At 42.1% G+C, this 10,290-nt stretch carries 9 protein-coding genes; all 9 read left to right on the top strand.

Annotation, left to right across the window (positions count from 1 at the left end; translation table 11 throughout):
• Window positions 1–831 (top strand): sensor histidine kinase (locus F6K37_RS22905; protein WP_287252336.1); only part of this gene is annotated, 831 nt, incomplete at its 5' end.
• Entirely contained in the window at window positions 831–2,570 is a 1,740-nt protein-coding gene (locus tag F6K37_RS22910; RefSeq protein ID WP_353736731.1) for an EAL domain-containing response regulator, read from the top strand. The genes F6K37_RS22905 and F6K37_RS22910, both read left to right, overlap by 1 nt.
• A 24-nt stretch (window positions 2,571–2,594) precedes the next feature.
• On the top strand, window positions 2,595–2,738 hold the full coding sequence (locus F6K37_RS22915; protein WP_229419073.1) for a response regulator: 144 nt from the start codon (window positions 2,595–2,597) through the stop codon (window positions 2,736–2,738).
• A 22-nt stretch (window positions 2,739–2,760) separates the two neighbouring features.
• Window positions 2,761–2,958: a response regulator gene (locus tag F6K37_RS22920; RefSeq protein ID WP_008189532.1), complete on the top strand. Its 198-nt coding sequence runs from the start codon at window positions 2,761–2,763 to the stop codon at window positions 2,956–2,958.
• Window positions 2,959–3,282: 324 nt separating this feature from the next.
• Window positions 3,283–3,708: a sensor histidine kinase gene (locus F6K37_RS22925; protein ID WP_287252338.1), complete on the top strand. Its 426-nt coding sequence runs from the start codon at window positions 3,283–3,285 to the stop codon at window positions 3,706–3,708.
• A 168-nt stretch (window positions 3,709–3,876) separates the two neighbouring features.
• Window positions 3,877–4,644 (top strand): YebC/PmpR family DNA-binding transcriptional regulator, encoded by a 768-nt coding sequence (locus F6K37_RS22930; protein WP_287252340.1) that lies wholly within the window; start codon window positions 3,877–3,879, stop codon window positions 4,642–4,644.
• A gap of 91 nt (window positions 4,645–4,735) precedes the next feature.
• Window positions 4,736–5,641, top strand: a complete 906-nt coding sequence (locus F6K37_RS22935) for a TRP family putative cation channel (protein ID WP_287252342.1) — start codon at window positions 4,736–4,738, stop codon at window positions 5,639–5,641.
• A 150-nt stretch (window positions 5,642–5,791) separates the two neighbouring features.
• A complete protein-coding gene (locus tag F6K37_RS22940) occupies window positions 5,792–6,850 on the top strand; it encodes a DUF4231 domain-containing protein (protein WP_287252344.1) in 1,059 nt (352 codons plus the stop codon).
• Between the two features lie 262 nt (window positions 6,851–7,112).
• Window positions 7,113–10,290: toll/interleukin-1 receptor domain-containing protein (locus tag F6K37_RS22945; protein WP_287252345.1), on the top strand; the 3,178-nt coding region annotated here is incomplete at its 3' end.

Consider the following 10,290-nt stretch of genomic DNA (forward strand, 5'->3'; position numbering starts at 1 on the left):
GGGGTTGATAGAGATATCACTAAACGGAAAGAAACGGAAGTAGAAATTATAAATGCACTGGCTAAAGAGAAACAACTTGGGGAGCTAAAATCCCGGTTTATTACCATGAAATCTCACGAATTTCGTACCCCTCTAACCACGATTTATTCATCAGCAGAGTTACTGGAACATTACGGAACAAAATGGTCAGAATATAAAATAAATAATCACCTACATCGCATTCAAAACATGGTTCAACATATGACCAGACTTTTGAATGATATATTGCTGATTGGCAAGGTAGAATCTGGTAAAATAGAGTTAAAATTAACCCCGATAGACTTGGAAAGTTTTTGCACCGATTTAATTTATCAAATCCAGCTTAATGACCGAAATTATCACACAATAAAATTTACTTATAGCTTAGAAAAGTTTGAAAATAAATTAGGTAGTAATCATGGAAGAAATAATGCGGCTAGTTCGTTCTCATCCGCCCGACCGTATATGGATGAAAAATTGCTTAGGCAAATTTTGGAGAATTTGCTGAGTAATGCACTGAAGTATTCTCCCAAAGGTAGCACGGTTGAGATTAAACTCACTTGCTCTGCCAATCAGGCTATCTTTAAAATCAGCGATCAAGGTATTGGTATTCCTGAAGAAGACCAAGGACTACTCTTTGAGACCTTCTATCGAGGTACGAATGTCGGTACAATTACCGGCACTGGCTTAGGACTGGCAATTGTCAAAAAGTGTCTCGATATCTACCAAGGTCAAATTGATCTAGAAAGTGAGGTAACTGTCGGTACAACGTTTACTGTAACCCTGCCAATATATTACGTGCTATCAAATTAATGATGAGAAAAATATTAGTTATTGAAGATGAAGAGTTTGTCCGGGAAAACATTATAGAACTCCTGGACGCTGAAGGGTTTGATGTCATTGGAGCAGAAAATGGTCGTGTTGGTGTTAATTTAGCTAAAGGAACTATCCCAGATTTAATTATCTGTGATGTCATGATGCCGGAAATGGACGGTTACAGTGTCTTAACATCCCTGCGTCAAGACTCAATGATGGCAACAGTTCCCTTTATTTTTTTAACCGCAAAGGCGGCTAAAAATGATTTTCGTCAGGGTATGGAACTAGGGGCAGACGACTATATTACCAAACCCTTTACCAGAGCAGAGCTCCTAGGGTCAATTGCCAGTAGACTCAAAAAAAAAGCTGCTGTTCATAAGCATTACAATACTGAACTTCAGGAAGCTAAAAATAAACTCAATTACTTGATCCACCATGACAGCTTGACAAACCTACCTAATCGCCTGTCGTTGCGAGAACGGTTTAAGCAAGTAAAACAACACATCGACGATAATCAAAAACTGGTTACCTTTCTGTGTTTGGGTTTAGATCGGTTTAATCAAGTTAACAATAATCTGGGTCATTTTTGGGGAGATTACTTACTAAAATTTGTGGCTGAAAGCCTCACTAATTGTGTGGATATTCAGGGTACAGTTGCTCGTTTAAATGGCGATAAATTTGCCGTTATTATAGCCACAGCTCAACACAAAAAAGATGTCATAAATGTTGTCAAAAGCATTCTTGAGAGCCTCTATCAAACCATCGTTCTGGATGATCAAGAAGTTTTTATAACCGCCAGTATTGGTATTGCAATTTATCCCCGTGATGGTGAAGACGTTGAACAATTACTCAATCATGCCAACCAGGCGATGCTTCAGGCAAAGCGTCACGGTGGTGATCAATATCAGTTTTACACCAGTGCCTTGAATGTCAATTCTTCAAATCATCTTACCTTGCAGAGTAGCTTACGCTATGCTTTGGAACGGGAAGAATTCCAGGTTTACTATCAACCCCAAATCAGTCTCGAGACAGGAAAAATTGTTGGTGCTGAAGCTCTATTACGTTGGCATCATCCAGAACTTGGTTTGATTCCACCAGCAAAATTTATTCCGATTGCGGAAGAAACGGGTCTAATTCTATCCATTGGAGAATGGATATTACAGCAGGCTTGTCAGCAAGCTAAAGTCTGGCAAAATGATGGATATACCTCTTTTCGTATAGCAGTAAATATATCAGGTCGTCAATTTAATAAACCGGAATTTTACCATAATTTAGTCAAGATTTTGCAGTCAACTGAGTTAACCTATCGAACTCTAGAACTAGAACTAACTGAAAGTATACTAGTAAAAAACACTGAGACGGCTATTCGTCAGTTAAATGATCTAAAAAACCTAGGCTTAGAAATTGCAATTGATGATTTTGGTACCGGATATTCTTCATTAAGCTATTTACAACAATTTCCCTTTGACGTTCTCAAAATTGATCAGTGCTTTGTCCGTAATATTGTGCAGAAACCTAACCAGGCTGCTATTACTAAGGCTATTATACAAATGGCAAAAAGTTTAAATCTACAACTGATTGCTGAAGGAGTAGAAACTCAAGAAGAATTGGATTTTATTTATTCTCATAAATGTGATCGAGTTCAGGGTCATTTGATTAGTAGGGCTTTACCAGCGTCGGAATTTAAACGTTTACTCAATAGCGGTATTGGCTTCCCACTACCTCAAGTCAATTAGATTAGTTTCACAAAGCGCAAAAAAATGGTAAGAACAAAAATTATGTTAATTGAAGATGAACCTTCAGTACGAGAAAATATACTGGAGTTACTGGAAGCTAAATATTTTGAGGAGATTGCTGGTAGGAATGGTCGGATTAGTATCGAGTTAGACCATTATAAACGCTAAATTTATTATTTAAGATGTTATAATGCCAAAAATTGATGGCTATAAGGTATTGCATGCGTTGCGCAAACATCCTGCTACGGCAACCATTCCTTTTATGTTTCTCACAGCTAGAGCTGAAAAAACTGATCAGCGCCAAGGAATGGAATTAGGAGCAGATGATTATCTGACCAAGCCATTTACTAGAGTAGAACTACTAGGAGCAATTACTACTCGATTGTAAAAGCAAGCTGCCCTTGAGTTGCAAAAAGATAAAAAACTGGATGATTTGCGCAGCCATATTAAACTGTCTTTGCTCTATGAAATGGATAAACCCCTAAATCGGATTCTGGATATTTCCAAACTAATCATGGAGAAATGGTAGAGTTTGGAACGATATCAAATTAAGACTATGGCAGAAGATATCCATCAGTCTGCTGAACGGTTATTAAGGTTAATTCAGAACTTTTGACTTTATGCAGAGCTTGAAATGAACGCTACAGATTCCAAAAAATAATAAAATCTGCGAAAGACTACCAGTAAATTACCTAATCCGGTTCTGGCTAATTTGATTCAGAATATTGCTCAAAAAACAGGACGGGTTGCGGATTTGCAATTAGATTGGGAAGAGGCTACTATTGCTAGGTCGCCAAACCGACTTAATAAAATGTTGGAAGAGTTAATTAATAATGCCTTTAAATTATCACAAGAGGGAACACCTGTTTGGGGAAATAGCTATTCAGAAAATAATACCTTGATCTTGTCAGTCCACGACAAGGGGCAAGGGATATCTGAAGCTGAAATGGCCGAATTGAAAGCTGACTTACAATGTAAAGGTAACTTTTACGAACAACAAGGCTCAGGGTTGGGGCTGCTGATTGCTAAACGTCTAGCTGAGTTACACGGTGGTAAATTAAGAATAGATAGTACACTAGGAGAACAAACTACAGTGCAAGTAATGCTACCCCTAATCTCCAAAGGGCTAATCCCTTGACCAAAAACCATTTAGGATATAGCATTTACCATGGACTTTCTTTCCTTCAGTTGGTAGCTATCCTAGGAGAGAGAATAGTCTATTTTAGGAGATGACTTGGGTAGGTTATATGCTTAAACCAAGAAGTGGAGGTATTTTGTAACTTGGGTAGTAATTAACTTAACCGTTATGGCAGGACATAGTAAATGGGCAAATATTAAGCGTCAGAAAGCGAGGGTGGACGCAGTTAAAGGTAAGACCTTTGCTAAAATATCTCGGGAGATTATAGTAGCTGCTCGCAATGGCATCCCGGATCCGGAGGGTAATTTTCAGCTGCGGCAAGCGGTGGAAAAGGCTAAGGCAGCAGGGATTCCCAATGAGAACATTGAAAGAGCGATCGCAAAAGGAGCCGGTACCCTAGGCAATGAGAGTGACAATCTTGAAGAGATTCGCTATGAGGGTTATGGTCCAGGAGGCGTTGCTATCTTGATAGAAGCTTTTACTGATAATCGGAATCGGACAGCAGCTGACCTGCGTTCAGTATTCACTAAGAATGGTGGTAATCTGGGTGAAACAGGCTGCGTTAGCTGGATGTTTGAGCAAAAGGGTGTCGTTACGCTTACGGGTGATATCACAGAGGACCATTTGTTTGAAGCATCCCTTGAAGGGGGAGCTCAAACTTATGAGTTGAACGAAGATTCTGAAGGTGTAACGGCTGAGGTATTTACAGAAGTTAGCAACCTGGAAAACCTGAGTCAAATCTTGAAAAATCAGGGCTTTGAGGTCAGTGAGGCGCAGTTGCGCTGGATTCCTAGTAATACGGTGGAAGTGACTGACCCAGATCTGGCGCGGACGCTTTTAAAATTAATGGATGCTCTGGAAGACTTGGAGGATGTACAAAATGTTACCGCCAATTTCGAGATGTCTGATCAGCTGATGTCCCTCAGCATGATCTAGCAGATAGAATATTATAAACCACTATAGGTGATTTTAAATGTTTCTATCTGCCAAGACAAAGCAAAAGCGAACAGATCACCAAAAGGTCTTAATGGCTAGATGCGCAGGCATCGCTCCCCCCCGATTGCGCAAGAGGAGGGTTTTAGCTAAGTCCGGTGCTTTGTCCCAGGATGGATACAAGCCAAACCATCTCATCTTCAAGCAGTTCTTAAATAACCAGCCTCTCAAACTCACGTTCAAGAATGGGCAAACGGCTTGTGCGATTCAAGTGGATCATCCTGTGGACTTGTCTGCTGCCCTGAACCAAATCGGTCTTCACGGCTCCCGTCCGGTTTTAGTGGTAGTCGGGGGGGCAAGTAAGATGAGTGATCAGAGTATGGCTCGTTTGCGCTTGTTGTTTGTCAATGTACTAGCTCCCATTGCTGAAACCCTCGGAGCATGTGTGGTGGATGGTGGTACCGATACTGGGGTAATGCAGATGATGGGGCAAGCTCGTGCTGAGATTGCTGGCACCTTTCCCTTAGTAGGTATTGCCCCAGTGGGCAAGATTGCGCTTCCTGATGCACCCCCCTCGTATTCTGGTGAAACATCACTGGAGCCACATCATACTCATTTTGTGCTGATTCCTGGGTCTACCTGGGGTGATGAATCCCCCTGGTTGGCTCGTATAGCTACTACCCTGGCAGACGGAAAGCCATCAGTCACAGTAATGGCTAACGGTGGGGCGATTACCTTGCTAGACTTATTTGAAAACAAGAAAGCTGGACGACCATTGGTAGTTCTTGGCGGCAGTGGTCGGTTGGCAGATGAAATTACTATGGCAGTAAGCTATCCAGAACAAGAAGCACGAGAATCTGTTACGGAACTATTACAACCAAATCACTTACAACAAAATCACTTGACCTGTTATGACCTCTCACAACCATTCAGTGAATTGACTAAAATCATCATGGAGGGACTGACCAGACAGTCAAGGTATACAGTCAAAAGTACATAAGCTAAAACGCATTTTAAATCCGTTTTAGCAATGGCTTTAGGCATGCATGGCTATTGGCAAAAGGCAAAAGGCAAAAGGGGACTGAGATCTATCTTTTTTATTTGATTTCACGCGCTTATACAGTTTAAATGCACAACAGCTTAGACTGCCATGACCTCAGAAGTAGAAGCTACATACTCCCCTGGGCCAAGCCCAACCCTCAAACGTGCTTGGGAACGTCAGCGTACCTATAGCAAAAATGCCACAGCGGCTCAGAAACGTTTCTTTCTGCTGCGGATAGGAATTCTGGTATTGAGTGTGTTGGCTACTTTGCTAGCTGTGGTCCACTCAATGTTGGTAGAACGCCTCACTGAGTCACACCACACGGTCAAAGTGATTCACTACGTTCTTCTACTAGTGCCAATTGCTCTAAGTGTACTACTAGCAGGTGCAGTTAAGTTCGACAAAGGTGGCAATTGGATTCTGTTACGGGGTAGTGCCGAGGCAATTAAAAGGGAAATTTACTGTTACCGTGCGCAAGTTGGGGAATACAGTGATAACACGTCCCGGGATGCTAAGCTGGCACGTAAGGTCAAGGTGATTAGTCAAAGGCTAAAGGGAACTACAGTTCACCACACTAGTTTTAGCCCCTACGAAGGGGAAGTTTCCCGGAGAAAACGCTCATCCTTAAGCAAGGACAAGAAACGTCAGGAAGCTCAACAGCATAATCAAGATGATAAGTTTTCTGACCTAACCCCTGAAAACTACCTAGTCTGGCGAGTGGAAGACCAGTTTAAGTGGTACCGAAAGCGAACTAGGAAACTTGATATACAATTGCATGGCTACCAGTGGGGAGTATATATCTTGGGCGGTGTGGGTTCATTTCTGGTGGCGCTGGGTGAAGACATCTGGGTGGCGGTCAGTACAGCCTTTGCTGCGGCATTTTCCAGTTTCCTGGAATTGAAACGGGTTGAGACAACGCTGATTGCCTACAACCAAGCAGCTGATGATTTGTACGATATAAGCACTTGGTGGCATGGTCTGTCAGACGAGGAAAAATTGGAGAAATTTGAGTTATTGGTGATCAGTACAGAGAAAACCATCCAAAGCGAAAATGTAGGCTGGGTGCAAGAGATGAATGATGCACTAGCAGAACTTTATGGTGAAACCCAGGAGTCGGAGGATCAGGGAAAAAACCCGTCTCCGTCTAAGACAGTGGATACTAAATGAGATCTTTTATAATATCATATACGTGCTTGACAGACTGGCTTTCTTGTGGTAATCATTTAGCCTATGGGCAGAGCACCAGAGGTGACACCTAAATCCTGACCATTGTTCACCTGCTCCCCATTCGTTATATCCGTTACCCATCCGTTACCCATCCGTCACCCCTATTTCCTTCTCACAACTCTTCAAGCTTGCTCGATTTACGAAATCCAGGGTGTTACAAGTGTAGTGTTAAGTAGATCTCCTCACTTAGACCCCTGGGCAAATGACTACATTTTTCGATGCCTTTATCTCCTACGGACGTGCTGACAGCAAAGCCTTTGCTACTAAACTTGAAGCTAGACTAACACAATTGGGCTTAACTGTCTGGTTTGACCAGAAGGACATTCCGCCTGCTGTCGATTGGCAGCATCAGATTGATAATGGCATTGAGAGAAATCATAACTTCATTTTTATCATTTCCCCCCATGCCGTTAATTCAAAATACTGCCTCAAAGAAATTGAACTGGCTATTAAATACAATAAACGCATTATTCCTTTAGTGCATGTTAAATCCCCTCGGGAGAAAATTCCTACGATTATCCGTAAACTGAACTGGATCTATTTCCAAGATAAAATCAACGATTTTGAAGCGTCCTTTAAACAATTAATGAATTCTATCCGTAAGCATGCTGATTATGTAGAACAGCATACTCGGTTTTTAGTTAAAGCTCTGGAGTGGGACAGAAATCAACAACAAACTAACCACCTGTTAATCCAGTCAGAACGGATTCAAGCTGAATCTTGGTTAAAGGTACGGTTTCAAAAAGATCAGGCTCCTTGTGTGCCAACGGATTTACATTGTGAGTTTATTTGTGAAAGCATCAAAAATGCCAATAATTTAATGACCCAAGTGTTTATATCTTATTCTGATAAAGATCAAGATATAAAGGATAAACTTGGCAAAACCCTGATGCGGGAAGGAATCACAATCTGGAAACCTGAAACGGATATTAAAACCGGTATAGACTTCCAAGCGGCAATCAACCAAGGAATTGAGGAAGCTGATAATGTCATTTACTTAATTTCACCCAATTCGATTCAATCAAAATACTGTCAGCAAGAGCTTGAACACGCCTTTGCTCACAATAAACGGATTATATCCCTACTGATTGAAGACACGGAAATTGACCAAATACCACCGAAAATTCGCTCATTACAATTCCTGGATTTTACTAAGTCTAACCATGAAGCAAACTACCGCTTCATGGCTGCTCAATTATTAAAAGAATTAAATCAAGATGCTCTCTATTACGAAGAGCATAAGCTTTTGTTAGTCAAAGCGCTAAAATGGCTGACCCAAAACCGCAATTATAGCATTTTATTGCGGGGTCACAATTTAAACTATTACGAAAACTGGCTGAACGTAAATTGGCAACGCCTGGAACATCCACCCCTAGAGTTACATGAAGAATTCCTTGCTGCTAGCACGAATCAACCAACGGAATCTTATCTAGACGTTTTTATTTCTTATTCTCGTACTGATTCAGATTTGGCTAGGAAGTTAAATGAGGCATTGCAGTTACAGGGTAAAACGACTTGGTTTGACCAAGAAAGTATTCCTCCGAGCAGTGATTTTCAGGAGGAAATCTATCGTGGAATTGAACAGTCTGATAATTTCTTATTTATTATTTCCCCTGCTTCGGTAAATTCACCCTACTGTGCTGGGGAGGTAGACTATGCTCAGACATTAAATAAACGGTTTGTGACTGTGCTTTCTATACAGGTACCAGCAAAAATGCTACATCCTGGATTAGCTAGCATCCAGTGGATTGATTTCAACAGGCATGGTGGAGATTTTTATCCCAATTTAAGTGAATTGGTCAGAACCCTTGATACTGACCGAGAGCATGTGCGCAGTCACACCAAATGGTTGCAGCGAGCTAGGGAATGGCAGCAGTCTAACCAAGATACAGATTTGCTGTTGCGTGGCAGCGAATTTTCTATTGCCCAACAATGGTTGCTTGATGCCGAGACCAATGATAAACAGCCGACTGCGACACCTTTACACAAGGAATATATTGCTAAAAGTCGGGATGCCATATCGATTTTGAGAAAACGGGAAAAGCGTCGATTAGTCATCTTACGGTTGTCCCTTACTTTGATGAGTACAGCATTTGCAGCAGCTGTTGGCTTTGGCTTGGTTGCTTTCATGCAATGGAAACGAGCAGAAACAGTTAGCGAAGGTCACATTAATGCTCTGAGTCGATATTCACTGGCTCTGAGAAAATCACATCAGGAATTTGATGCCCTGATCGAAGCAATCAGGGCTGCACGGCAACTGCAAAAACAGAGACGCAGTGTAAAACCTGAAACTGAGAGTCTGGTTAGGACAGCATTGCACGGAGCAGTGTCTTGGGTTAGAGAATACAACCGTTTGGTAGGCCATAACAGTTGGGTTACTAGTGTTAGTTTTAGCCCTGACGGTAATCTGATTGCTTCTGCTAGTAAAGACCATACTGTCAAACTGTGGAGCCGCAACGGTCAGGCACTCCAAACCTTGAAGGGACATGACGGTACCGTTTGGAATGTGAGTTTCAGCCCAGATGGCAAGACTATTGCTACAGCTAGTCAGGATAAGACGGTCAAACTGTGGAGCTTAGACGGGAAAAACCTCCAAACCTTTAAAGGACATCAGCGTGGAGTGCGGAGCGTGAGTTTTAGTCCGGACGGCAGGATGCTGGCTACGGCTAGTAACGATAATACTGTCAAGCTGTGGAGCCTCAATGGCAAGCAACTCCAAACTTTTGAGGGGATTGCGGCTGGATATCGCAGCATCAGCTTTAGTCCGGATGGCAAAATTCTGGCTTCTGCTGGAAGTAACAATACTATCAAACTCTGGCACCTGGACGGCAGAAGTATGGCAACGTTCAAGGGGCATAAGGCTGAGGTTTATAGCGTCAGTTTCTCACCCCAAGGCAAGATGATTGCTTCTGCTAGTGAGGATAAGACTATCAAACTCTGGAGCCTTGATGGTCGGAAACTGAAGACTTTTCCAAAGAAATTAGCTGGAGTCAGAAGCGTCAGGTTCAGCCCGGATGGCAAAACCCTCGCCTCTGCTAGTCGGGATAAAACCGTTAAACTCTGGAGCCTTGATGGCTCGGAACTCCAAACCTTCCGAGGGCATCAGGCTGGGGCTTATGACCTTAGCTTTAGTCCAGATGGCAAGACTCTGGCTAGTGCTAGTGAAGATAAAACCATTAAACTCTGGCGCTTAGATGCCAAAACACCTCGCACCTTCAAGGGTCATAAGAGTTTAGTCTGGAGTGTTAGTTTCAGCCCAGATGGCAAAACTTTGGCTAGTGCTAGTGAAGATAAAACTGCTAAACTATGGCATTTAGATTATACCTGTAGCAAGCAAGGATTAGGGGAAATAAGGTCTAGTAAAACTATCAATCTACTGG

It is taken from the genome of Moorena sp. SIO4E2, from assembly GCF_010671945.1.
GTDB classification, from domain to species: Bacteria; Cyanobacteriota; Cyanobacteriia; order Cyanobacteriales; family Coleofasciculaceae; genus Moorena; species Moorena producens.

What these genes read in the sequence shown, in the direction of transcription:
- F6K37_RS22930 (WP_287252340.1), top strand. Translation starts at nt 3,877, where the DNA reads ATGGCAGGACATAGTAAATGGGCAAATATTAAGCGTCAGAAAGCGAGG.
- F6K37_RS22940 (WP_287252344.1), top strand. Translation starts at nt 5,792, where the DNA reads ATGACCTCAGAAGTAGAAGCTACATACTCCCCTGGGCCAAGCCCAACC.
- F6K37_RS22935 (WP_287252342.1), top strand. Translation starts at nt 4,736, where the DNA reads ATGGCTAGATGCGCAGGCATCGCTCCCCCCCGATTGCGCAAGAGGAGG.
- F6K37_RS22910 (WP_353736731.1), top strand. Translation starts at nt 831, where the DNA reads ATGATGAGAAAAATATTAGTTATTGAAGATGAAGAGTTTGTCCGGGAA.
- F6K37_RS22915 (WP_229419073.1), top strand. Translation starts at nt 2,595, where the DNA reads ATGGTAAGAACAAAAATTATGTTAATTGAAGATGAACCTTCAGTACGA.
- F6K37_RS22920 (WP_008189532.1), top strand. Translation starts at nt 2,761, where the DNA reads ATGCCAAAAATTGATGGCTATAAGGTATTGCATGCGTTGCGCAAACAT.